The following is a 23,970-nucleotide window of genomic DNA, read 5'->3' as shown; positions in this document are numbered from 1 at the left end:
CTCAGTCCGTAAGATCCACGATCACCGGAGCGTGGTCAGAGGCACCCTTGCCCTTGCGTTCCTCGCGGTCGATCGAGGCCCCCGTGACACGGGCGGCCAGGGCGGGGGAAGCCATGACGAAGTCGATCCGCATGCCTTCCTTCTTGGGGAACCGCAGTTGGGTGTAGTCCCAATAGGTATAGACGCCGGGACCGGGGGTGTAGGGGCGGACGACGTCGGTGAAACCGGCCGCTTCGAACGCACGGAAGGCCTCGCGTTCGGGTTCGCTGACGTGGGTCATCGCGTTTGCCCGGAAGAAGTCGATGTCCCAGACGTCGTCATCCAACGGGGCGATGTTCCAGTCGCCCATGAGCGCCACCTGCGCCTCGGCGTTCTCCGAGACCCAGCTGGCCGCGTGGCCCTTCAACGTGTCCAGCCATTTGAGCTTGTACGGCATGTGTTCGTCATCCAGGGAACGGCCATTAGGAACGTACAGGCTCCACACCCGTACCCCGCCACACGTTGCGGCGATCGCACGGGCTTCCTGGACGGGGTCCTTGCCGGCTTTTCCGAAGGCGGGCTGGTCAACAAAGGCGCGTTCGACGTCGTCGAGCCCTACCCGGGAGGCGAGCGCCACACCGTTCCACTGGCTCAGTCCGAAGTGGGCAACTTCGTAGCCCATGCGTTCGAAGAGCTCCCAAGGGAAGTTGTCGTCTTTGCACTTGGTTTCCTGCATTGCGAGGACGTCGCAGTCACTGCGCTGCAGCCAGGCCTCTACGCGGTCGGCACGTGCGCGGAGCGAGTTCACATTCCAAGTAGCTATCTTCACAGCCACTAACTTACCGAACTTGGGACCTAGCGCATCCCCTCACGGCGGATTGCTCCCGCAAAGGGCTAATGGGCAAGCATCACCGAAGAGCTGGCACGCCTGCGGAGCTTGATGCCAGAGGCGATCAACAGCAAACCAACGACCGCGGCGTATGTCGCCAGCAGCCCTACCACGCTCAGGAATCCGGCACTGGGATTGACGAGCACAAAAAGCCCGAACAAGGTGGTGACTAAACCTGTCAACATCCAGATCCACCAAGCCCTGATTGTCGACCGCGCATCCATGGCAAGGATGATTTGCGAAATCCCCAGGACCAGGGCCCAAGCTCCTATGAGGAGGCCCAGTGCCGCGGCGGTGATGCCCGGCCACGAAACGGCCACGATGCCAGTCGTCACGGAGATGAAGCCGCCAATCATGCTCCAGCGGGAGTGGCGCGCAGGGTCGTAGAAGTAGTGGGCCATGTCGGTGAGTCCATCGGTGATGGCGTAGACACCGAACACGTAGACAAGCGCAAATACAGTGGCGACCGGCAGCGAAGCAACCAGGAAGGCCAAGAGAAGGGCCAAAGCTCCCCGGAAGATCAGCGCCGTTCCTGAATGCTGAAACAACTTGCGTCCCGCTGCGTCGGACATAGCGTCAGTTTAGACCCGGCGCGGTAGCTGGTGAAGGGCCCTAGCGCATCCCCTCGCGGCGAATGGCCACGGCAATCGCGGCTGCCCGTGTCTCTACGCCAAGCTTGGCGTAGATGTGCGCCAAATGCGTTTTGACCGTGGCCTCGGATATGAACAGCCGTTTGCCGAGCTCACGGTTGCTGAGGCCTCGGGTGAGGAGGCTCAGGAGTTCGGCTTCCCGCGGGGTGAGCACCTCGTCCGGGTTGCGCAATTGCTGGAACAACTTGCTCGCCACGGGTGCGCTCATGACACTCTTGCCTTGCGCTGCGCCCCGGACCGCCGCGAAGATCTCCTCGGGCGCGGCGTCCTTGAGCACGTAGCCCATGGCACCCGCATCCACGGCCCTCACGATGTCGGCATCGGAATCATAGGTAGTGAACACCAGCACCGCTTGCTGCTTGCTCGCTAGGCGCAGCCGCTTGATTGCCTCGATTCCGTCCATGCCCTCGCCCATGGCGAGATCCATCATGACGACGTCGGCCGGGTGCTGTTGCACCGCGGCGAGGGCCTCCTCGCCCGATGCTGCTTCGGCGACCACCGTGATGTCCGGCTGGGTGCCGAGCAGCGCCTTGAGGCCGCTGCGGACTACCAAATGGTCATCTACGAGCAGGACCGAAATCGGCTTCATATAGTGTCTTTCTCGATCCGCACCGATGGTGCGGGATTTGCTTGGCTGGGTTCTGTGCGGGGCAGCGGCAGTTGGGCGGCCACGACGGTTCCCTGGCCGGGCGAGCTCTCCACCGAAAATACCCCGCCGAGTTGTTCCACCCGTTGGCGCATGGCTCGCAGGCCGTAACCGCCCTTGTCCGACGGCGGTGGTACCGCCGCGGGATCAAAGCCGCGGCCGTCGTCGAACACGTCCAGGGTGACCGCCCCGGGGAGGAAGCCCAGCGTCAAGCTCGCGTGTTCGGCCTGCGCGTGAAGTTTGATGTTGGCCGCCGCGCTTTGGGTCACCCGCATCAGGGCATGGCGCACCTCCGCTGGCACTGGATGGGGATCGCCGGTGACCTGGAGGCGCACTGCATCGACGTATTGGCGGGCAGCTTGTTCGAGGGCTTCGGGCAACGGACCGCTGTCCAGCCCCGGCGCGGATAACTCGTGGACCAGGCTGCGGGTGTCGGCCAGGTTCTGGCGCAGGAGGGTGCCGGCCTTCTGCACCTCCACTTTCGCTCCCTCTTCGGGCCATGAGTGTTGCGCGGCTTCGAGCAGCAGCAGGCTGCTGGCAAGGCCTTGGGTGACAGTGTCGTGGATTTCGCGAGAAACACGCTCGCGCTCCACGGCGATCCCGGCCGCACGTTCGCTCGCGGCCAGGCGTTCCTGCGCTCGCGACACCTCGGCATGCAATTGGCGTTGTAGCGCGGCGTCGTGCTCGATCCTGTCGTAGATCAACGTGAGCAGTACGGCTGCTGCGATGGGCCCGAGCAGCATGGCGACGTCGGTGTCCCCGCTCAGACGGAACAGCCCGATAGCCGTCGCAATAGCCGTGACGGCCCCCGCCAGAGAGGCGATCCAACCGCTGAAGGCCACGCGGGACAGGAAGAACAACGCGAAGGAGCACCATGCAAAACTCGGCGCGGCGATGACCAGCACAGCCCAGGCGAGCACGAGCGCGACCATCCACAGCAGCCACGGCTGGCGCCGTTGGGCAAGCACGGCCACCACGGCGTAGAGAACGCACACTGCGGCAGCCAGGGCCACTGTCCAGAGGTTGTCGGCCGGGCTGTGCCGCAGGACGTAGCGCACGCCGGACGCCACCATGAGCACGGCGAAACTGAGGTGAACCACTGCGTCGATCCGACCCATGGTGGGGCGGAAGGCAGGGGGACGGGGGGTCGTCCCGTTCGGAGATTCCGGCATTCTTCCCATGCTAGGCGCGTTCCGGCCCTTGGTCTCTCCGCCTTTTGGCTGATGCCGGGGGCGGAAAGGATGAGGCCAAGGGAGACGAGCGCCGGATGTGCCGCGGAGGCCTGGCCGGAAGCATGGAACTGTACCTGCTGCCGACCTCCCGGAGGACCACCATGAAGAAGTCGAACAAGATCTTTGCCGCCGCTGCCGCCGGAGCCCTGCTCCTGACCGGCGGGGCAACCGCCGTCGCGAATCCTGGGACGCCGGCCGCTGCCAGAACTGCGACGGCCGCCGTCGACGTCAATCCGTCCGCGGAAAACGTCGTCCCGCAGAACCGCATTACCGTGGGTGCTTCCAGTCAGGCGGTCAACGCTGCCTTGGCGAAGTGCCAGGCTGACAAGCTTCCGTTCGTCACCGTTGCCCTCGTGGACCGCTTCGGTACCGTCCAAGCCCTGCTCCGTGGCGACAACGCGGCCGAACACACCATCGAAGCCGCCAAGAAGAAGGCCTACAGTGCCGCCGCCTTCGGTGCCCCCACCAGCGAACTCGCCAAGCGAATCAACGGCAACGGCCCGTCGATCGCCGACCTCCCCGGCACCCTGTTCCTTCCCGGCGGCGTGCCGCTCAAGGTAAACGGCGTCTCGGTGGCCGGGATCGGCGTCGGTGGCGCACCGGACGGTGCCCTGGATGAAGCCTGCGCGGCAGCCGGAGCTGCCGTGCTTGAGGCGAAGTAGCCAGCTCTCGCTGGAATTCCCCACCTTTGGACTTGACCCCGACGGCGGCCCGCGCCACTTAGCGGGAGTCGCCGTCGTCGGGCGCCAAAAGCGGGAGTTCCAGCGGGCATCCGCTAAACAGATTCCAGGATGCTCACGTAGTTCGCGATGCCCACGCCACCCATGTTCTGCACTGCCCCGCGGCGGGCGTGGGGGATTTGCATGGCGCCCGCGGTCCCCGTGAGCTGCATGGCGGCGATGACGTGCTGCGATACGCCGGTGGCGCCCACGGGGTGGCCCTTGGCCTTGAGTCCGCCCGACACATTGATGGGCAGCTTGCCGTCCTTGTAGACCCAGCCCTCCTTAACCGCCCGGGATCCTTCACCGCGCGGCGTCAGCCCCATGGCTTCGTACATGATCAGTTCGGCGATCGTGAAGCAATCGTGCACCTCGGCGAAATCCAGTCCGTCGATCCCGACGCCGGCCATCCCCAGCGCGCGCTCCCAGGAGACCCGCGTGGCGGCGAACTCCGTGGGGTCGCGGCGCTCTGCCGGGAAGAAGTCGTTCGCGTGCCCGAAGCCCGCCAACCGGACGGGTTCAGTAGCAGCGCCCGATGCCGGTCCGAGGGAGAGCGCGACGGCGGCGGCGCCGTCGGACACGGGGGAGCAGTCGGTGCGGCGGAGCGGCTCGGCGACCAGGGGATTCTTCTCGGAAACGGTCCGGCAGAACTCCTCGCCGAAGTCCCTGTGCATTTGCGCGTAGGGGTTGTCCATGCCGTTGTGGTGGTTCTTGGCGGCGATGGATCCAAGGATGTCGCCCAGGCCGGCCCTGGAAAAACCAGAGCGTTCGATGCCCGCGCCATAGCGCTTCTCGTAGTGCTTGGCCACCTCGGCGAACAGCCCCGTGAAGCCGGTGGTGGAGGCCTTTCCGGCCATTTCGTAGGAGGCCCCAAGGAGCGCCGCTCCTACAACGTCGGCTCCCGCGTCGGTCATCTTCTCGGCACCGATCACCAGGACGTTGCGGGCGGTCCCGGCCAACACGGATTTCACGCCCTGTTGGAATGCCGCCGAGCCCGAGGCGCAGGCGTTCTCCGTCCGCGTGGCCGGTACGTTGGCTAGGTCCTCGGATAGCTGCAGGGCCAAGGAAGAGGTGAAGCCCAGGGGCTGCATGCCTGAATTGAACTGGCCGAGGTAGATCTCGTCGATGTCCCGTGGCTCAAGGCCGGAATTCCGAATGGCCTCTGCGGACACCTGGACGATCAGGGACTCCAGCGTCTCGTCCGTGAGTTTGCCGAACTTGCTGTGTCCCCACCCCGTGAGGAGGACATCTTTGCCGAACTGGTCTTTCAGGCTCATGCTGTGGCTCCTTCGAGAGCAGATTCTTCCAAGGAGACCGCGAACGCGGCCTCCGTTTTGCTGCGGAGCTCCTCCACGGTGACGCCGGGGGCGAGTTTTGTCAGGGTAAGCTGCCGGCCGCCGTCGTCCGTCTTTTCAAGGTCAAAGACCGCGAGGTCGCTGACAATGCGGTCCACCACTCCCAGGCCGGTCAGCGGCAGGGTGCATTCCCGGACGATCTTGGCGCTCCCGTCCTTGGCATTGTGTTCGGTGAGGACCACGACGCGCGGGGTCCCGGCCACCAGGTCCATGGCGCCGCCCATGCCCTTGACCATCTTTCCCGGAATGGTCCAGTTGGCCAGGTCGCCGTTGCCGGAAACCTGCATGGAGCCGAGGATGGCAACCTTGACGTGGCCGCCGCGGATCATGCCGAAAGACGTCGCGGAGTCGAAGATGCTGCCGCCGGGCAGGACCGTGACGGTCTGTTTGCCGGCATTGATGAGGTCGGCGTCTTCCTCGCCTTCATAGGGGAAGGGCCCCATGCCGAGCAGCCCGTTCTCGCTTTGCAGCACAACACGCACGCCGTCGGGCAGGTGGTTGGCAACAAGGGTGGGGATGCCGATACCAAGGTTGACGTAATCGCCGTCGTTGAGTTCCTGGGCCGCAATTGCGGCCATTTCGTCGCGGGTCCATGCCATGGTGGTGCTCCTTCGCTGGTGGGTGCTTAGACGGCCAGGACTTCAACGCGTGGACGGACTGTGCGCTGTTCGATGTCCTTTACGCGTGCGCTCGCCTGGACCAGCCGCTGGACGTAGACGCCGGGTGTCACGATGTGGTTGGGGTCAAGTTCGCCCGGCTGCACGATCACCTCGGCTTCGGCGATGGTCATGATTCCCGCCGTCGCTACCACCGGGTTGAAGTTCCGGGCCGTGTAACGGTAGATCAGGTTGCCGTCCGTGTCAGCGGTGTGCGCGTGGACCAGTGCGACGTCGGCAACGATCCCGCGCTCGCGGACGTATGTGACGCCGTCGAACTCTTCCAGGGGCTTGCCTTCGGCGACCAGGGTTCCGACGCCGGTCCGCGTGTAGAAGGCGGGGATGCCGGCCCCGCCGGCGCGGAGTCGCTCGGCCAGGGTGCCCTGGGGAGCGAATTCGACCTCGAGCTGGCCGGAGAGGTACTGCTCGGCGAAGAGTTTGTTCTCGCCCACATACGAGGCGATGACCTTGCGGACCTGGCCGGTTTCGATGAGGACGCCAAGCCCCTTGCCGTCAATGCCCATGTTGTTGGAGACCACGGTCAGGTCCTTGACGCCCGAATCGCAGACGGCGTCGATCAGGTCCGCGGGGATGCCACTGAGCCCGAAGCCGCCGACGGCGATCGTCTGGCCGTCGCGCAGGACGTCCTGGAGGGCTTCAGCGGCGCAGTGTTGGATTTTGGCCATGGCTTGTCCTCGTCTTTGAGTAGCTTATTGAGTCCACTTTGTGGACACGCCGTCTGGATAAGACGTTTGGTATGTCGCGTAGCAAGGAGCTTATGGCGGTCCGGCGCGGACGGTCAACGGCGTGCTAAAGGTACCGCGGACTGAATTTGCACAGTGTGGACGCTAGTCTTTGAAGTGTCCACATTGTGGAGGAAATTTTGAAGGAGACTGTGATGGTGGCTCAGCAGCCGCAAAACAAACCGGTCCAGGGCGCCCAGGTGGTGGGACGTGTTGCCGCGCTCCTGCGGCTTGTGGGGCGCAAGCCGGAGGGCATGTCCATCGCTGGCCTGGTCCGCGAATCAGGACTGACCCGCCCCACGGTGCACCGCTTGCTCGCATCCCTCGCCGCCGAAGGCCTGCTGGACCACGATCAGCGGACCGGCAACTGGATCTTGGGTCCGGAGATCTTCCTGCTGGGATCCGTGGCGGCAGCGCGGTTCCCGTTTGAGGACCTTGCCCGGCCCAGCCTGCGCCGCCTGGCCGAGGAGAGCGGAGAGAGTTCCTTCTATTCCATCCGGCGAGGGCACGAAACGGTGTGCGTGTTGCGTGAAGAAGGCAGCTTTCCCGTGCGCTCGTTCGTGTTGCACGAGGGCGTCAGGTTCCCCCTCGGCGTGGCGTCAGCGGGCACGGCAATCATGGCCTTCCTGCCGGAAGACGAGCAGGCCGCCATCCTGTCTGGCTGGGAACGCCATGCAGGGGGCTTCGCCGTCGGCCACACCGAGAGTGTGGTTCGCGGGAACCTTGAGCAGACCCGAATGGCCGGGTACTCGGTGAATCCCGGCTTGGTCCTGGAAGGTAGCTGGGGGATGGGCGCCGCCGTTTTCGACCAACTGGGTAGGCCCATCGGGGCGTTGTCCCTCACGGGCATCGAGCCGCGATTCCGCCCGGAGCGCCAGGAATTCCTCGGCAAATTGCTCATGGAAGAAGCCCACAAAATGAGCTCGGCTGTAGGTCGACACGAGCCCTGACAATGTGATCAATCTCACTTGGCTTCCAGGTTGGGTCTGGCTCCGTTATGTTCTCGGTACTCGGGCGACAACGTCCGGGAATGAATATATTGGGGATCCAAATGGGTTTGATTGAGCTTAAAACGGGCGTGGCTAAAAAGGGTGGAGCCGCGACCGTAGTTGTCGGGCTTCTTGTCGTCGGAGAACTCGCCGCAGCCCAGCCCGCCGCGGCCGTCCCGGGGCTTTGTGGCGATTACAACACTAGTCGGGCAGTCAATGCCGTCTGCAGTTTCCCGATCAAGAGCAGAGTGACGGTCAACTTTGGGACTCGTTACGAAGGGCCGGCAGCTTACCGTGGGCAATCGTCTTGGCAATTGAAGAACTACGTCAACATCACTTCCTATGGGTGGGCTCGGGTGTAGTAGGTCGTGGTGCGTTCCCGGCATTTGCACCGAACCGTTTTGATCCTGGTTGCGTTGGTATTTTCGATCGCCGGCTGCTCGAGCGGCGGGAACGATGTTCAGGGGGGCGGTCCAGGGTCTCAACAGAAGGGGGACGTTCCGACGTTCCATGGACCGTGGGCCGACTACTTCCGCTCGGCCTACACGACCGCAACTACCGAGCTGCAGAGGAAGATCTTGTCGGACGAAAAAATTACCGACCAAGAGAACCATGAGGTAAGGACAGAATTCGTTTCCTGCATGGCGGCGTTTGATATCCAAATTGAGCTTCAGGAAAGTGACTCCATCAAATCAACTTCCCCGGCCGGTATGACTGATGCGAAATACGATGAACTCAGCAAGAACTGCCGGGCGGAAACGTCTGGGCAGATATCGAGTCTTTATTTCCAAATCAATAGAAACCCTGAAAACAAGGACGAGTTCGCTATCATGGTCGAATGCCTTTCGCGTAGCGGCCTGGCCGAGCGGGGTTACTCTGCCAAAGACTATGAAGCGGCTTTTGGTGAACAGAATTTCCCTTTCGATGTTGGTGATCCGAGATTCCGAGCCTGCAGCCTAGATCCGCTTAATCGTGAAGGAACCATCCCTTGATGTGGCGGAAATTTGGACGCGAACAAGGGCAGACGCGGAGAGCCAGTGCATTGGCAGCCGTTCTGGCAAGCGCACTGGCGTTCGCTTCCGGGCTCGCCGTGGCTCCCACGACGACGCCGGACTCACTTAGTCGACCGACTCAGGCCACGGCTGTAAAGGTCTCAGCGACTGACTTCAAGGATTCAAGGACTGTTCAAGTTGCGGTCGAGCAATCTGGACCGCGAAGCTTAATTGCCGGGCTTGGCGGGACTGTCACCTCGTCGGCCTGTACGGAGGGCGGTTTACTGAGGTCAGGCACCGCTGCTTTTGCGATCGATGGGGAACCTCTGCTCAGCCTCGCTACAACAACACCCTTGTGGCGCGACCTGCATCCTGGCGATTCCGGCGCTGACGTGCGCTCGCTGCAGGCTGAGCTCAATCAGCTCGGGCATGGGATCGGAACAACGGCAACTGTCACCTCAGAGACACTTGAAGCGTACGCTGCATTGGCTGCCTCCCTTGGCTCGCGAACCAACGGTGCCGTCATCGAAAGAAGTCGGATCGTGTGGCTCCCTGACCGGGAGCAGCCCGTTCAGAAATGCACTGCGTCGGTGGGATCCGTCGTCGGCCAGGGGCAGGGCTTGGCGGAACTTCCACCACAAGCTACTGGCGCAAGAATCACCAATTTGCCGCAGCGTGCGGCCCCGGGCGAGCGTCGAATCGCGATCGACTCATCAGATTTCCCGATGCCTGCCGATGGTAGGATTTCGGATCCCGGCGCACTGGGCAAGCTGATCAGGACACCGAGTTTCCTTGCATCACAAACCTCTGACAGGCCAGGGATTTTCGCCGCGCGGTACGAACTTGCCCATTCCGTGAGGGTCCTTGGGGTTCCTCCTGGAGCAATCTTCGGCCTAAATGCAACCGCTGGCTGTATCTCCTCCCGCAAAGAGGTCCATCGCGTAGTGATTCTAGGCTCGCAGCTTGGTGTCACGTTCGTGTCTGGCGTAGGCGTCGACGCACTAAGCGAGATTGACCTCAAACCAGAACCTGGAGTGCTGTGCGAATAAGCCTTGAACGCGTCGGGTGTGGCTTCGGCGGGCAGTTGCCCCTTTTCGAGGAGCTAAGCCACGATTTCTTCCCAGGTCACAAGTATGCGTTGACTGGTCCTTCAGGGTCCGGCAAGAGCACCCTGTTGAGCATCATTGCAGGCTGGATGAAACCCACATCCGGCACTGTGGCGATTGAAGGAATCACTCGGATTTCGTGGGTATTCCAGAACCCCCACGGGGTCGGTCCACGCACCGCCTTGGATCACGTCGCTTTACCGCTCCTTGCCCAAGGGCATCGGAGGGTTGATGCCGAAGCTAGGGCGTTGGCACTTATGGATTCCGTCGATCTCACGTCGGTTGCGGGCCGGCGTTTCCGGCAGCTGTCCGGCGGCGAAGCACAGAGGCTAATGCTGGCTCGCGCAATCGCCGCGGCCCCCCAGCTGCTTCTGGTTGATGAACCTACTGCCCAGTTGGACCCCCGCACCGGGGCATCAGTAAATTCAGCGCTTCAAGCGATCTCCGCCAATGGTGCGATCATCATTGTCGCTACCCACGATCCGGCCACGCGCGACGCCTGCACAGATGTCCTTGATCTGGGGAATATCGGCAAATGAACAGGGCCGAGACCTTCAGCGAGGCCTGGAGGAACATCATGTCCGGAGCATCCAGGGCGGTCTGGTTCGCCTTTGCTTTGGCGTTCCTGGGGTCGGGGCTGGGGATCGCGGACATTGCGGCGACCCAGTCGCTGATTTCACAGGCGAACTCGTATAAGGGGTCCGGGGCAAACGTCACCACCTTCGTCGCTGCCGGCGCGATTGACGGCGAGAAATGCGAACAACTCGCTGGACTGCCTGGAGTCACCGCCGCCGGCGCGCTGCGATCTGCCCCGGATGCGAAGTTCTTGGCGTTGCCTGGATCAACCGTCCCGGCTAAGGAGGTCACCAGTGGATTCCTGCGTTTTTTTGGTGCGCAGGCATCGGCCGAGGTGGATGGCATTGTTGTCTCCAACGACGTCGCCGAGGCGCTGGATATCAATTCGCCCGCCCTTGAGCCGAAGCAAAGGATCGAGACCGAGCAAGGGACTGCCGTGGTTCGCGGGGTGTACGACTATCCTGCAGACGGGCGTCGCGCCGGATTTGCTTACGGGATTTTAGTGCCCGTCCCGGCGATCAGTGCCTTTGACGAATGCTGGGTCAGCTCCTGGCCGCAGCATCCCGAATTGCGGACACTCATTCGGTTGTCGATGATCCCGGCCGAAGATGAACCGAACACAGACCCACCTGTCGTCGGCCAGTTGAATACGCGCAACGGGTTGAACTTCGATGGCGCGGCTCAGTTCGATCAGCGCATCACCCGCTTGGGCGCCATGGCGGCCCTTGCCGTAGGAGTGGTTCTGGGCTATCTATCGGTCCGTGCCCGACGCCTCGAACTAGCATCGGCCAAGCACAGTGGTGTCACGACCGTCGGTCAAACAGTGCAGATTGCTATTGAATGCGGAGTAATAGGGCTGATGTCCTGGATCCTTGCAATACCGCTGATCCTGTACGCCTCAGGCACTGTTGGCGGGCAAGATCTCTTGACCATCAGGGTTTTGGGGATCAAGCCCCCACTCATGGCGGCCATGGCTTTCATGATCGGTGCCACAGCCGCGGTAGGCATGACCAGGGAAAGGCACCTCTTCCGATACTTCAAGAACAGGTGAAAAGCGTCAACTTCCGAAACCCACCCTTCCACCGGCAATACCTCCGTTGCCCAAGCGTTTGTGCGCAGACCGCGTCAACCTCCGGGACGCAAGAGACCCCTAGAAATTAGTAGGAAGTCCGAGTATATTCGGGATCAAAGACGTCCCGAAGCACAGGTGAGCACGGCTGGACATGTGCCTTCGAGGCCGCGGGTAGTCACATATGCAAAGGAGCATTCCATGGTGCGCGAACTTTCCCACTACATTGACGGCCAGAGGATCGACGGGACCTCCGGGCGCTTCAGCGATGTCTACGATCCCTGCACCGGCGAGGTCCAGGCAAAGCTTCCGCTGGCCAGTGCTGATGAGGTCAGGAACGCGATTGCGAACGCGGAGAAGGGGCAGCTCGAATGGGCCGCCATGAACCCGCAGCGCCGCGGCCGGATCCTGCTGAAGTTCGTGGACCTGGTCAACGAACACATGGACGAGCTCGCCACGCTCCTGTCGTCCGAGCACGGCAAGACCTTCCCGGATGCCAAGGGCGATATCCAGCGCGGCATCGAAGTGGTGGAGTTCGCCGCCGGCGCTCCGCACATGCTCAAGGGCGAATTCTCGGATAGCGCCGGCACTGGAATCGACGTCCACTCGCTGCGCCAGCCGCTCGGCGTCGTCGCGGGCATCACCCCCTTCAACTTCCCGGCCATGATTCCCCTCTGGAAGTCCGGACCAGCGCTCGCGGCCGGCAACGCCTTCATCCTCAAGCCCTCGGAACGCGACCCTTCGGTGCCACTGCGTCTGGCTGAACTCTTCACCGAGGCAGGCCTGCCGAACGGCGTCTTCAATGTCATCAACGGCGACAAGGAAGCCGTTGACACGCTCCTTGAGGATCCGCGCGTGAAAGCCATCGGCTTTGTCGGTTCCACGCCGATTGCCCAGTACATTTACGCCACGGCAGCGGCCCACGGCAAGCGCGCCCAGTGCTTCGGCGGCGCCAAGAACCACATGGTGATCATGCCCGACGCCGATCTCGACATGGCCGCGGATGCCCTCATCGGTGCCGGCTTCGGCTCAGCCGGCGAGCGTTGCATGGCCATTTCCGTGGCGGTGCCGGTTGGCCAGGAGACTGCTGATCAGCTGGTCTCCAAGCTGCAGGATCGCATCAAGGTCCTCAAGGTGGGTCCCAGCCTGGCCAAGGACTCGGACTTCGGCCCGGTGGTGGCCGCCTCCGCCAAGGAACGGATCGAGGGTTACATCCAGGCCGGCGTGGACCAAGGCGCCACGCTGGTCACGGACGGGCGCGGCCTCACAGTGGACGGCTACGACGGTGGTTTCTGGGTTGGCCCGACGCTCTTCGACAACGTGACGAAGGACATGTCCATCTACAAGGAGGAGATCTTCGGCCCTGTCCTGAGCGTCCTCCGCGCGGCCGACTACGAAGAAGCGCTGCGTCTCTGCTCCGAGCATGAGTTCGGCAACGGCGTCGCGATCTTCACTCGCGACGGCGACGCCGCCCGCGACTTCGCCAGCCGCGTCGAAGTGGGCATGGTGGGTATCAACGTCCCCATTCCCGTCCCGATCGCCTACTACACCTTCGGAGGCTGGAAGGCCTCGGGCTTTGGCGACCTCAACCAGCACGGCGCGGACGCCTTCCGTTTCTACACCAAGACCAAGACGGTCACCACCCGTTGGCCCTCCGGCATCCGCCAAGGCGCCAGCTTCGTGATGCCGGCCGGCAGCTGATGGCTGAGGTTCTGTTCGAGAAGCGCGGCCACCTCGGCGTCGTCACCCTGAACCGTCCCAAGGCCGTCAACGCCCTCACCGCCGGGATGGTGAAAGCCATGCTGGAGCAACTCACCGAGTGGGCGGACGACGACGCCGTCAAGACGGTTTTGGTGCGCGGCGCCGGGGACCGCGGGCTGTGCGCGGGTGGAGACATCGTAGCGATCTACGACGATCTGCTACGCCATGGGGACCAAACGGCGGACTTCTGGGCAGCGGAGTACCGTTTGAACTCGCTCATTGCCCGCTACCCGAAGCCCTACGTGGCTTTCATGGACGGGCTCGTGCTCGGGGGCGGTGTCGGGATTTCCGCCCACGGCTCAGTGCGCGTGGTCACCGAGCGGACCCGTACCGGCATGCCGGAAACCACCATAGGTTTTGTGCCCGACGTCGGAGGGACCCTCCTGCTGTCCCGCTCGCCTGGCGAATCGGGCACCCATGCGGCTTTGACGGGTGCCCACTTGGATGGAGCCGATGCCCTGTTCCTCGGGCTCGCGGACCATTTCGTGTCGTCCGAAAAGCTGCCGGCGCTGGCGGAAGCGCTGGAAACCTCGACGGCGGAAGCCGCCGTCGCGCGCTTCGCGCAAGAACCGCCGGCCTCCGTTTTGGAAGCCCAGCGCGAGTGGATCGACGCAGCTTATGCCGCCGACGACGCCGAGGACATCGTCGGTAGCTTGCGCGCGGCCGGTGGGGACGCCGCTACAGCCGCGCAAACTATCGAGGCGAAGTCGCCCACGGCCGTGAAAGTCACGCTCGAATCGTTGCGGCGCGTGCGGGGGCTCTCGCTCGAGGAGGCGTTGGAACAGGAATACCGCGTGGGGATCCGATGCCTGACCGGGCCGGATTTCCGCGAGGGGATCCGCGCCCAAGTGGTGGACAAGGACCGAAACCCACAATGGAAGCCAGCTTCACTGGCAGAGGTGACGCCGGCCGCCGTCGAGGGCTTCTTCGCGCCGCTCGGCGACCGTGAACTCAAACTTCATTCAAAGGAGTCCGACCATGTCTGAAAACGCAGCTTCCGGCACCATCGCTTTCCTCGGCCTTGGCCACATGGGTGGCCCCATGGCCGTGAATCTGGTCAAAGCAGGGCATCAAGTGGTCGCGTACGATCCCGTGCCGGCAGCGCTCGAGGCGGCCCGCGAACACGGCATTGACACAGTGGATTCCGCTGAGGAAGCCGTTGCCGGAGCGGCCGTGGTCCTGACCATGCTGCCCAGCGGCAAACACGTCCTGGACGCCTACCGGGGGGTGGACGGAACCCAGGGTCTGCTTTCGGTGGCTGCGCCGGACACCCTGTTCCTGGACTGCTCCACCATCAACGTTGACGAGGCACGCGAAGCCGCGGCCATTGCGTTGGAAGCTGGCCACCGTTCCGTGGATGCGCCCGTTTCCGGAGGCGTCGTGGGTGCCGAAGCCGGGACCCTGACCTTCATGGTGGGGGCGCTGCCCGAGGACTTCGAAACGGTGAAGCCGATCCTGGAGCTCATGGGCCGGAGGATCGTTCACTGCGGGGATCACGGAGCCGGGCAGGCAGCCAAGGTCTGCAACAACATGATCCTGGGCGTCTCCATGATTGCCGTCAGCGAGGCGTTCGTCCTGGGTGAGAAGCTGGGCCTGACGCACCAAGCGTTGTTCGACGTCGCCTCCAACGCCTCGGGGCAGTGCTGGGCGCTGACCACCAACTGCCCGGTTCCCGGACCGGTTCCCACCAGCCCGGCCAACCGCGACTACCAGCCCGGATTTGCCGGAGCGCTCATGGCGAAGGACCTGCGGCTGGCGGTCAACGCGCTCGAGAGCACCGGGGTGGACGGTCAAATGGGGCACCTGGCATCGCAGATTTACGATGCCTTCGCGGCCGAAGGCGGAGCCGGGCGCGATTTCTCCGGCATCATCACGGACATCCGGGACAAGTCCGCCAAGTAGCCTTGGCGGGTAGGTCATGGGCAACTGACAAACTTGGGCAACTGACAAACGTAGGCAACAGCGAAACTTGGGCAACCGACAAAAGGGGCACGGCTTGGCGCAGCAGTACGAAAACATCCTGGTGGAACTCCGTGGACGGGTGGGCCTGGTGACCCTGAACCGGCCCAAGGCGCTCAATGCGTTGAACCAGGCCACCATGGATGAGTTGGTGGCTTCTGTTTCCGCGATGGATTGCGATCCTGGTGTCGGCGCGGTGGTGATCACCGGCTCCGAGAAGGCGTTCGCCGCTGGAGCGGACATCAAGGAGATGGCCTCCAAGGGGTACATGGAGATGTACGCAGCCGACTGGTTCCGCGGCTGGGAGAACCTCACCCGCTTGCGCATTCCCGTGATTGCCGCGGTGTCCGGCTTTGCCTTGGGCGGCGGCTGCGAATTGGCCATGATGTGCGATTTCATCATTGCCGGGGACAACGCCAAGTTCGGTCAGCCGGAGATCAACCTCGGTGTGATTCCGGGCATGGGCGGCTCGCAGCGGCTCACCCGCGCCGTGGGCAAGGCCAAAGCGATGGACATGATCCTCACTGGGCGGTTCATGGATGCAGAGGAAGCCGAGCGGGCGGGACTCGTTTCCCGCGTAGTATCGGCTGATTCCGTGGTGGAGGAGGCGCTCAAGGCCGCCGAGGTGATTGCTTCCAAGTCCAAACCGGTTGCCATGGTTGCCAAGGAAGCCGTCAACGCTACCTTCGAAACCGGCCTGTCCCAGGGTGTCCTGTTTGAGCGTCGTGTCTTCCACTCATTGTTCGCCACCGAGGACCAGAAGGAAGGCATGGCCGCGTTCACCGAGAAGCGCCAGCCGGAGTTCAAGCAGCGCTGAGTCCCCACGGGCCCTGCTACGCGGGTCCAAGCTCGACCGGGAGTTCGAGCGCGTGGCCGTATTGGGACCACCCGCCCGTGAAGAGCCTGCCGCGTCCGAGGCCGGCGAATTCCAGGGCCAAAAGATTGTGGCAAGCCGTCACTCCGGAGCCGCAATAGCTGATGACGTTCTCGGCCGATGCGATGCCTGCCGCAGCGAAGATGCGCAGCAACTCAGCCTTGCTGTGCAGTTTCCCGGAAGCATCCAGGTTCTCCCTGCACGGTACGTTGCGCGCGCCCGGGACATGCCCCGGCCTGGGATCGATGGGGTCCTGCTTGCCTTCGAAGCGGTCGCGGTTGCGTGCGTCCACCACGAGATTTGCTTCGGTTGAGAGCTCGTGGATTTCGGCCAGTCGGGCGCTGGGCCACGGTTTGGCGGTGAAATGTCCGGTGGGCCTCGAAGGATGTTCGGTTTCCAGGGGCCCTTTATAGCTGGCCATGCCGCCATCCAGAATTGCCGAATTGTGACCTGTGGCGCGCAGCATCCAGACTAAGCGTGCGGCGATGACTCCGCCGGCGTCGTCATACGCGACCACGATGTCATCGTCGCTGATTCCCACTTCCCGCATCCCGAGGGCAAAATCATGCGGGGCAGGCAGCGGGTTCCGTCCTTCGAGCGGCGAGCCTTCAGCCGAAAGCCATCGATCCAGGTCGACGAAAACGGCCCCGGGGATATGCCCGCCGTCGTAGGCCTCCCGGCCAGGGCTGCCGTCGAGGTACCAGCGCACATCCGCCAGCACCACGCGGCGACGGTTTTGCTTGCACCATTCGACGTCGACAAAGGGTTCCACGGCTTCACGTTTCATACCCACGACACTAAATCATCGTCTCATTATTTGATATGAGAATCTCACCATGCGGTCCTGCGTGGAATCCGAAGGCTCGCTGCTGGGCCTCGCCGGAGCGAAGAGCTAGGGACCAGGGGTTGATCGAACTCGAATACGCCATCCGCAGGAGGGGGCTAACGGGCCTCAGCATGGCTGTCCGCAGGGACCAGCGCTGCGTCGAAGAATGCGCGTTCCAGCCGGACGGCCTCGGCGAACGTCCCGGCCACGCGGGCACGGCCTTCGGCCGAGACGGGCTCGACGGCGTTGAACTCTGCCCGCAACCACTCAACCCACGTGTTGTACTCGGGGTTGTTGTGCAGGCGGATCCACTCCGAATGCTTCGCTGCTGTCGGCCATAGAGCGGGGTCGCCGGCCCGGGTCGCCCAGTCGCCGTACAACCATTCCGCCACCAGTACCACAGCCAACACGTCCGGGTAGGAGCGCGTGGCGATAGCGCTCCGCATGAGGGCATCGAAGTCGCGGGTCACAGGACCCAGTGAAGGCGCTATCCGGTCGGACTCAGGTACGGATAACTCCTCAAGGCAATCCTGGAAGTACGTGTTCTCGTCCGAGGCGAAAGCCCCGAGCACCCGTGCGAACACGAGCCGCGAAGGAAGCGACGGTGATGAGGCAACTGCCTGGCCTAGGAGCGCTGTGAACGCATCGCAGAACTGGTAATCCTGCACGAGGTAGCGGCGCAGGTCATCGTCGGAAAGGCTCCCGTCCAAGAGCTGATCCACGAACGGATGGTTGACGGCTGCGTCCCAATCTGCGGCGCAGTTGTTCCTGAGTACTTCGGCAAAGCCCACAGTGTTCCTCCTGGAAGTTCAGAACCGGAGCCTAGCAGCCGGCGCCGGCAGGCAAGCCTGGATGACGCAGAAAGTCCGAACTGTGGGGCGCCGCGCCTGTGGGGGAAACGATGGGGGGTGTTGCCCCGGGGGACGACATGGGGCGTCACTCGACACAGGCAACGCGTCAGCCGTCCGTGAAGTCGCCCGCGGCCTTGCGGAAGTCTCCCAGGACGCGGATCAGGTGCTCCACGTCTTCGTCGCCGAAACCGGACTGGCCGAACACCTCGCTGTTGAGTGCCGCCGTCGCGCGCTTCGCGAGGGTGCGGCCCTCCGCGGTGAGCTCGATCAGCGTGGTGCGCCCGTCCGTGGGGTGCGGGGATCGGAGGACGAGGGCGGCCTTTTCGAGGCGGTCGACGGCGTTGGTGACCGACGTCGGATGCACCTGGAGCAGGGCACTGGCTTTGTTCATGGGCAGCGCGCCGCTGCGGGCGAAACTGAGCAGCGCCAAGAGCTCGTAACGCGCGAAGGTGAGGCCGAACGGCTTCAACACGCCTTCGATCCGGGCCAGCAGGATCTGCTGGGTGCGCATGATCGCGGTGATGGCCGCCATGGGCGCGGCGACTTCGCCCCAGCCGTGGCGTTCCCAGTTTCGCTGGGCGTCGGCGATGGGGTCGCGGGGGAGCGGGCTGCCCACGGTGCCTCCTGACATTGGTTGGTGGCTGCCTATTCTTTCAGGCTCGGGAACTCGTCCTCGGTGTACTCGACGCCCAGGCCGGCAGGTAGCGGGCCGTCGCCGTGGCGGGCTACCTCCGTGCCTCGAAGTTCGACACGCCGAATCTTGCCGGAAATCGTCTTCGGCAACTCGCCGAATTCGAGCCGACGGATGCGCTTAAACGGCGCCAGATGCTGCCGGCAGTACCTGAGGATGTCCTCAGCCACGGCCGGACCGGGCTCGTACCCTGCGGCCAGCACCACGAATGCCTTGGGTACCGAGAGCTTGACCGGATCCGGAGAAGGCACGACGGCGGCCTCCGCCACTGCGGGGTGTTCGATCAGGACGCTTTCGAGCTCGAAGGGTGACAAGCGGTAGTCAGAGGACTTGAAGACGTCGTCGCCGCGTCCGACGTAGGTGATGACGCCGTTCTCGTCCCGGCTGGCCATGTCGCCCGTGTGGTAGTAGCCGTCGCGGAAGGCTTCGGCCGTCTTGTCAGGATCGCCGAAGTAGGACTTCATGAGTCCCGCGGGCCGGGGGTCCAAACGCAAGCACAGCTCGCCGTCGTCGGCCTCTTCGCCGGTGGCCGGGTCCACAAGCACGACGTCGTAGCCCGGCAGCGGCCGTCCCATGGAGCCGGTCTTGACCGGCTGTCCCGGGGTGTTCGCGACCTGGACCGTCGATTCCGTTTGTCCGAAGCCGTCGCGGATGGTCTGGCCCCAAGCCCTCTCCACTTGCCCGATCACCTCGGCGTTGAGCGGTTCGCCAGCCGAAACCACCTTGGTGGGCGGAGTCTTCAGTAGGGTCAGGTCCGCCTGGATGAGCATGCGCCATACGGTGGGCGGAGCACAGAAACTCGTGACTCGCTCGCGCTCCATCTGTTCCATGAGGGCCTTCGCGTCGAAGCGATCGTAGTTGTAAACGAAAACGCAGGCCTCGGCGATCCACGGCGTGAAAACGTTGGACCACGCGTGTTTTGCCCAGCCGGGGGAGGCCACATTGAGGTGGACATCCCCGGGTTCCAGGCCGATCCAATACATCGTGGAGAGGTGCCCTACGGGGTACGACGTGTGGGTGTGCTCCACCAGCTTGGCCCGGGAGGTGGTGCCCGACGTGAAGTAGAGGAGCATCGTTTCGTCGGCGGCAGTGGGGGCATCCGGGATGAATTCGGTCTCGGCCGAGTCGGATTCGGCGTACTGGAGGGCTGCGCCGCGCGGGCTGCCCGATTCGGTGCCCTTGCCGCCGTCGCCCACTTCAATCAGGGCGTAGTCGCCCGGCACCTCGGCGAACTTGGCGATGTTAGCGGTCCCGACGGCGGCCCAGCGGGCGCCGCCGCGCTCCACGCGATCTGCGATGTCACGTGGGCCCATGAGCGTGGTAGTGGGGATCAGGACCAGTCCGAGTTTGATCCCGGCGAGCATGAGTTCCCACAGCTCCACCTGGTTGCCTAGCATGATGATCATACGGTCGCCACGGCGGACGCCCTTCCCTCGGAGCCAGTTGGCAAGCTGCGAGGACCGTGCAGAGAGCTCCGAGAAGCTGCGGCGCGTGGAACTTCCGTCCTGTTCGACGATGACCAGCGCAGGATTGTTGGCGGTGCCGGGGTTGGCTGCGATCTGGTCGAACCAGTCGAGGGCGAAGTTGAACTCACTGAAGCGGGGCCACTGGAACTCGCTGTGTGCCTGGGAGTAGTCAGTGCGCAGCTCGAGGAGCCGGTCGCGGGCTGCGCGGAAGTCGTCGGTGACTGTCATTGTCTGCCTTTCGCCTGCGCGGACGGGATCTGTGCGGACCGGGACAAGTTGGCCGTGTGATCCGCCTCACCTGCAATATACTAGGACATCCAAGGGTTTGGAAGAGGCGGTGTTTTGCGGCTGCGTCCCGTCACGCCGGGCACGCTTTTGCGGGATTACGACGGCGGCGCCCCAGCAACGGCGCGGCAGGCCGCCGTCGTGCGCTGCAAAAAGTCGCTCAGCGTGACGGAGGCCCGGGGTTCAGGCGACTGCTACTTCCACCAGGTGTCGAAAATGGTGACCGGAACGGTCCGCTTGTGCTTGGTCCGCAGGTACTTCTGCTCGATCACCATTGCGGCGGCTTCGGGGATGTCACGGCCCTCAAGGTAATCGTCGATCTGGTCGTAGCTGACACCGAGTTCATCCTCGTCGGTGCGTCCGGGCGTGCCGTCGAGGAGGTCCGCCGTCGGAATCTTCTCCCAAACCCGCGCAGGGGCCCCCAGTTCCGCGAGGAGCGCGCGGTTCTGCCGCTTGTTCAGGCCGAAAAGCGGCAGGATGTCCGCGCCCCCGTCGCCGAACTTGGTGAAGAATCCGGTGACGGACTCGGCTCCGTGGTCCGTGCCGATCACCAGGTAGTTGTATTCGCCGGCGAGGGCGTACTGGGCGGTCATGCGTGCCCGGGCCTTCGTGTTGCCCTTGTGGAAGTCCGAGATGCGCGCGCCCGTGGTCTTTTCGAACTCGTCCTCGAAGCCGTCAACGGCCCGGGAGATGTTGAACGTCCATTCGGTCTTGGCCTGGATGAAGTCCAGCGCGGCCTGGGCGTCGTCCTCGTCGTGCTGGGTGCCATAGGGGAGCCGAACCGCTACAAAGTTCGCCTCGATGCCCTCGGTTTCGAGTTCCTCGACGGCCAGCTGTGCGAGCCGCCCGGCGAGGGAGGAGTCCAGCCCGCCGGAGATACCAAGGACGAAGCCCTTGGTTTGCGTGGCCTTGAGGTACTCCTTCAAGAACGTGACGCGTTTGCGGACCTCCTCGGCAGGGTCGATCCGGGGCTGGACGCCCATTTCCGCAATGATCGTGGCCTGGAGTGTGCGCATGTCTCCAACACTAGTAATGAGTGCTTGAAACACTCAACTGTGTCACTTCATGCGCATGCCGCGCACCCGGGCTATTTACCGCTCCGGTGCCGGCCCCGTCGACGCACGAACAGTGAGGTGCGTGGGCATGACGGCCAAACGCCGGCTGGTGCCGCCGTACTGGGGATTCAGCCGGGAAAGGAGCATGGAGACGGCTACGCGTCCAGCCTGTTCGATGGGTGATGCCATGGTGGTCAGCGGCGGGTTGCAGAAATCGGCTCCGAAGATGTCGTCGCAACCCACAATGCTCATGTCTTCTGGCACCCGGATGCCACGTTCGCGCAAGCGCTGCAGCATGCCTATGGCCAACAGGTCATTGAAGACGATGCATGCCGTGGCTCCTGTGTGCACTGCGGCGTCCGCTGCAGCCGCGCCGGATGTCGTCTTGGGCGCGAACGGCCCCACCCTGGATGTGGTCAATTCCCGCTCCTTGGTCTCGACCTGGAACGCCTGCCACCGTTTGGCGTTGGACCAAGAGGTAGCCGGGCCACCGACGAAGCAAATCCTCGTGTGGCCCAGTGAGACCAGGTGTTCCAGCGCCTGGATGATGGCCGACGGCGTATCGATCACCACCGTGGGCGCAATGGCGGGAGCCCGGTTGATGGTGACCAGGGGCTGCTGTGCCGCTGCTTCGGTGAGCTGTTCGTCCGTCAGTCGGGACGCGGCAAGGATGAAGCCATCCGCTGAGCGGCGCATCTTTTGTAGGGCATCTGCCTCCATCTCCGCTGATTCCTCGGTGTCGACGAGCAGCTGTGTGTAGCCTGCGGCCTTGAGTTGGTGCTGCGTGCCGCGGATGATGTCGAAGTAGAACGGGTTGGTGATGTCCGGAACCAGGACGGCGACCGTTTGCGTGCGTCCGGAACTGAGCCCGCGGGCCTGCGAGCTTGGAATGTAGTTCAATTTCGCGGCTGCCTCTTCGATCCGCTCGCGCGTCACATGGTTCACCCTCCCGGGTTTGGTCAGGGCCCGCGAGACAGTGGACGTAGCTACTCCCGCGAGCTCGGCGACGTCCCGGATAGTGGGCTGCTTGCCCGGTGACTGGAGCTGGAGTTCTGCCATGGTCTGGGTGTTCCTCATCTGCCGCAGCCCCTCAACGACGAGTGACTTGTCCCACAATTGCAGCACCGATGACAATTTTTGGCAATCGCTTGTCATCCTTGTTGCGCGTGCCTAGACTCGGAGAAATCACCCGATGTGACGCGCACCACGCCATTGAGGCCATCGGGTCTCCAGGGAGGAAAACAATGAAGTTTGCATCGTCCGCCAAATTTGCCGCTGTTGCAGTAGCAGCGGCCCTGGCTTTGACCGCCTGCGGAGGCGGGAGCACCAGCTCCGGGGGGAGCGCCGGCCCCGTTGACGGAAAGGGCAAGAAGCTGAGCGTCCTGGTCAACTCCAACGCAAACTATCCGGCACAGCAGAAGCAGTGGTTCACTGACATTGCCGCCAAGTTCAAGGCACAGACCGGCGCCGACGTCGAATTCGAAACGTTCGCGACGGCCAACGATGAACTGACCCGGATCCAGACCTCTGTGGTGTCGGGTCAAGGTCCGGACGTCTACAGCCTGGGTACCACCTTCACCCCCACGGCATATGCAACCAAGGCCTTCGTGACGTTGTCCGACGACGACTGGAAGAAAGTGGGCGGCAAGGACCGGTTCAACCAGGCAGCCCTGGGCATCTCCGGTCCGGACGCCCAGCACCAGGCAGGCATTCCGTTCGTCAGCCGGCCGTTCGTGATGGCCTACAACAAGGACCTTTTGAAGGCCGCCGGAATCGACAAGCCCGCCACCAGCTGGGACGAGCTCGCAGTCCAGGCCAAGAAAATGACCAACCCCGGCACCGGTACTTTCGGCCTTGCCACCGGGTACAAGGACAACTTTGATCCGTGGAAATTCATCTGGGCTATGTCCGTTCAGGCAGGCAATCCGCTGGTGGACGGCAAGTCGCTCAAGCTCGACGACCCCACAGTCAAGAAGGCCTACGAAACGTACTTCGGATGGCTCACCAAAGATAAGGTTGTCGATCCGGCCTCTGTTGGCTGGAGCAACAGCAACGCCCTGGCGGCATTCGCGAGCGGCAAGGCCGGCTATCTGATGATGACCACCTCAAGTTCCGTCCCGACGCTCGAGAAGTCCGTTGTTGCTGGTAAGTATGCCTACGCAACCATGCCGACCACGGCCCCGGGCGAGACCTCTCCGAAGGGCGACGCAGCCAACGCGGCCAGCATCCTCTCCGGTGACAACGTGGTTGTTGCCGATTACTCGAAGCAAAAAGACCTGGCCTTCGCTTACATCAACCTCATCACGTCCAAGGACGAGCAGCTGAACTACCAGAAGATCTTCGGAGACCTGCCCGCCAACGCAGAGGCACTGAAGTCCCTGAGTAACCCAACGCTCCAACCGGTTGCCGATACTGCTGCCAAGTCCAAGGCAACGCCTTTCACCGGCGCTTGGGGCGACATTCAGTTGGCCCTCGTCAACGTAGTGGTCCAGTCGATCCCCGATCTCTCCAAGGGTTCCGTGGACGATTCGAGCCTGCAGGCTCGCCTCAAGGACGCACAAACCAAGGGCCAGGCCTCACTTGACCGGGCTTCAAAGTAAG

General features: G+C 63.4%; 23 protein-coding genes. 10 read left to right on the top strand and 13 right to left on the bottom strand.

Features of this window, described 5'->3' with window-relative positions:
- Position 1 precedes the first annotated feature (1 nt).
- From HNP00_RS19630 to HNP00_RS19615, 4 genes are all read right to left on the bottom strand, one after another.
- Complete coding sequence (locus HNP00_RS19630; RefSeq protein WP_184741396.1) at positions 2-808, bottom strand: exodeoxyribonuclease III; 807 nt, start codon at positions 806-808, stop codon at positions 2-4.
- Positions 809-873: 65 nt separating this feature from the next.
- Entirely contained in the window at positions 874-1,440 is a 567-nt protein-coding gene (locus HNP00_RS19625; RefSeq protein ID WP_184741395.1) for an HdeD family acid-resistance protein, read from the bottom strand.
- 40 nt (positions 1,441-1,480) lie between these two features.
- Positions 1,481-2,107, bottom strand: coding sequence for a response regulator transcription factor (locus tag HNP00_RS19620; RefSeq protein ID WP_184741394.1), 627 nt, complete (start codon positions 2,105-2,107; stop codon positions 1,481-1,483).
- The gene (locus HNP00_RS19615) at positions 2,104-3,336 is read right to left on the bottom strand and encodes a sensor histidine kinase (RefSeq protein WP_184741393.1); all 1,233 of its coding nucleotides are present in this window, start codon (positions 3,334-3,336) and stop codon (positions 2,104-2,106) included. The genes HNP00_RS19620 and HNP00_RS19615 overlap by 4 nt, the downstream gene beginning before the upstream one ends.
- A gap of 161 nt (positions 3,337-3,497) precedes the next feature.
- Between HNP00_RS19615 and HNP00_RS19610 the strand changes: the two genes are divergently transcribed.
- Entirely contained in the window at positions 3,498-4,058 is a 561-nt protein-coding gene (locus HNP00_RS19610; RefSeq protein ID WP_184741392.1) for a heme-binding protein, read from the top strand.
- 113 nt (positions 4,059-4,171) lie between these two features.
- Here the strand turns inward: HNP00_RS19610 and HNP00_RS19605 are convergent, their stop codons facing one another.
- From HNP00_RS19605 to HNP00_RS19595, 3 genes are read right to left on the bottom strand one after another with little or no spacing between them, the layout of a single operon-like run.
- Complete coding sequence (locus tag HNP00_RS19605) at positions 4,172-5,392, bottom strand: acetyl-CoA acetyltransferase (RefSeq protein WP_184741391.1); 1,221 nt, start codon at positions 5,390-5,392, stop codon at positions 4,172-4,174.
- Positions 5,389-6,069 carry a CoA transferase subunit B gene (locus HNP00_RS19600; protein ID WP_184741390.1) on the bottom strand — a complete coding sequence of 227 codons (681 nt, stop codon included), beginning with the start codon at positions 6,067-6,069 and terminating at the stop codon, positions 5,389-5,391. The genes HNP00_RS19605 and HNP00_RS19600 overlap by 4 nt, the downstream gene beginning before the upstream one ends.
- Positions 6,070-6,095: 26 nt before the next feature.
- On the bottom strand, positions 6,096-6,812 hold the full coding sequence (locus HNP00_RS19595; protein ID WP_184741389.1) for a CoA transferase subunit A: 717 nt from the start codon (positions 6,810-6,812) through the stop codon (positions 6,096-6,098).
- A 212-nt stretch (positions 6,813-7,024) separates the two neighbouring features.
- Here HNP00_RS19595 and HNP00_RS19590 point away from each other — a divergent pair, with 212 nt between their 5' ends.
- The 8 genes from HNP00_RS19590 to HNP00_RS19555 all read left to right on the top strand — a co-directional run bounded on the left by HNP00_RS19590 (position 7,025) and on the right by HNP00_RS19555 (position 16,138).
- Positions 7,025-7,819, top strand: a complete 795-nt coding sequence (locus HNP00_RS19590) for an IclR family transcriptional regulator (RefSeq protein ID WP_184741388.1) — start codon at positions 7,025-7,027, stop codon at positions 7,817-7,819.
- A gap of 617 nt (positions 7,820-8,436) precedes the next feature.
- A complete protein-coding gene (locus HNP00_RS19585; RefSeq protein ID WP_184741387.1) occupies positions 8,437-8,850 on the top strand; it encodes a hypothetical protein in 414 nt (137 codons plus the stop codon).
- 1,039 nt (positions 8,851-9,889) lie between these two features.
- Positions 9,890-10,495 carry an ATP-binding cassette domain-containing protein gene (locus HNP00_RS19580; RefSeq protein WP_184741386.1) on the top strand — a complete coding sequence of 202 codons (606 nt, stop codon included), beginning with the start codon at positions 9,890-9,892 and terminating at the stop codon, positions 10,493-10,495.
- Positions 10,492-11,583, top strand: a complete 1,092-nt coding sequence (locus HNP00_RS19575; RefSeq protein WP_184741385.1) for a hypothetical protein — start codon at positions 10,492-10,494, stop codon at positions 11,581-11,583. The genes HNP00_RS19580 and HNP00_RS19575 overlap by 4 nt, the downstream gene beginning before the upstream one ends.
- Before the next feature lie 219 nt (positions 11,584-11,802).
- A complete protein-coding gene (locus HNP00_RS19570) occupies positions 11,803-13,302 on the top strand; it encodes a CoA-acylating methylmalonate-semialdehyde dehydrogenase (RefSeq protein ID WP_184741384.1) in 1,500 nt (499 codons plus the stop codon).
- Positions 13,302-14,348 carry an enoyl-CoA hydratase/isomerase family protein gene (locus tag HNP00_RS19565; protein ID WP_184741383.1) on the top strand — a complete coding sequence of 349 codons (1,047 nt, stop codon included), beginning with the start codon at positions 13,302-13,304 and terminating at the stop codon, positions 14,346-14,348. The genes HNP00_RS19570 and HNP00_RS19565 overlap by 1 nt, the downstream gene beginning before the upstream one ends.
- Positions 14,341-15,264, top strand: a complete 924-nt coding sequence (gene mmsB / locus HNP00_RS19560) for a 3-hydroxyisobutyrate dehydrogenase (protein WP_184741382.1) — start codon at positions 14,341-14,343, stop codon at positions 15,262-15,264. Before HNP00_RS19565 ends, mmsB begins: the two co-directional genes overlap by 8 nt.
- 94 nt (positions 15,265-15,358) lie before the next feature.
- Entirely contained in the window at positions 15,359-16,138 is a 780-nt protein-coding gene (locus HNP00_RS19555) for an enoyl-CoA hydratase (RefSeq protein WP_184741381.1), read from the top strand.
- A gap of 16 nt (positions 16,139-16,154) precedes the next feature.
- On the opposite strand, the gene HNP00_RS19550 is transcribed toward HNP00_RS19555, so the two are convergent.
- From HNP00_RS19550 to HNP00_RS19525, 6 genes are all read right to left on the bottom strand, one after another.
- On the bottom strand, positions 16,155-16,982 hold the full coding sequence (locus HNP00_RS19550; protein ID WP_184741380.1) for a sulfurtransferase: 828 nt from the start codon (positions 16,980-16,982) through the stop codon (positions 16,155-16,157).
- A 155-nt stretch (positions 16,983-17,137) separates the two neighbouring features.
- Positions 17,138-17,812 (bottom strand): TenA family protein, encoded by a 675-nt coding sequence (locus HNP00_RS19545; protein WP_184741379.1) that lies wholly within the window; start codon positions 17,810-17,812, stop codon positions 17,138-17,140.
- Positions 17,813-17,978: 166 nt separating this feature from the next.
- A complete protein-coding gene (locus tag HNP00_RS19540) occupies positions 17,979-18,488 on the bottom strand; it encodes a MarR family winged helix-turn-helix transcriptional regulator (protein WP_184741378.1) in 510 nt (169 codons plus the stop codon).
- 29 nt (positions 18,489-18,517) lie between these two features.
- The gene (locus HNP00_RS19535; protein WP_184741377.1) at positions 18,518-20,257 is read right to left on the bottom strand and encodes an AMP-binding protein; all 1,740 of its coding nucleotides are present in this window, start codon (positions 20,255-20,257) and stop codon (positions 18,518-18,520) included.
- Between the two features lie 251 nt (positions 20,258-20,508).
- A complete protein-coding gene (nadE, locus tag HNP00_RS19530; RefSeq protein WP_184741376.1) occupies positions 20,509-21,330 on the bottom strand; it encodes an ammonia-dependent NAD(+) synthetase in 822 nt (273 codons plus the stop codon).
- A 75-nt stretch (positions 21,331-21,405) separates the two neighbouring features.
- On the bottom strand, positions 21,406-22,428 hold the full coding sequence (locus tag HNP00_RS19525; protein WP_184741434.1) for a LacI family DNA-binding transcriptional regulator: 1,023 nt from the start codon (positions 22,426-22,428) through the stop codon (positions 21,406-21,408).
- A gap of 185 nt (positions 22,429-22,613) precedes the next feature.
- Here HNP00_RS19525 and HNP00_RS19520 point away from each other — a divergent pair, with 185 nt between their 5' ends.
- Positions 22,614-23,969 carry an ABC transporter substrate-binding protein gene (locus tag HNP00_RS19520; RefSeq protein ID WP_184741375.1) on the top strand — a complete coding sequence of 452 codons (1,356 nt, stop codon included), beginning with the start codon at positions 22,614-22,616 and terminating at the stop codon, positions 23,967-23,969.
- The last annotated feature ends 1 nt before the right edge of the window (position 23,970 follow it).

This window comes from Arthrobacter sp. AZCC_0090 (assembly GCF_014207375.1).
Classification (GTDB): domain Bacteria; phylum Actinomycetota; class Actinomycetes; order Actinomycetales; family Micrococcaceae; genus Arthrobacter.
The sequence above is the reverse complement of the archived record's forward strand: the minus strand, read 5'-3'. Positions and strand labels throughout refer to the sequence as shown.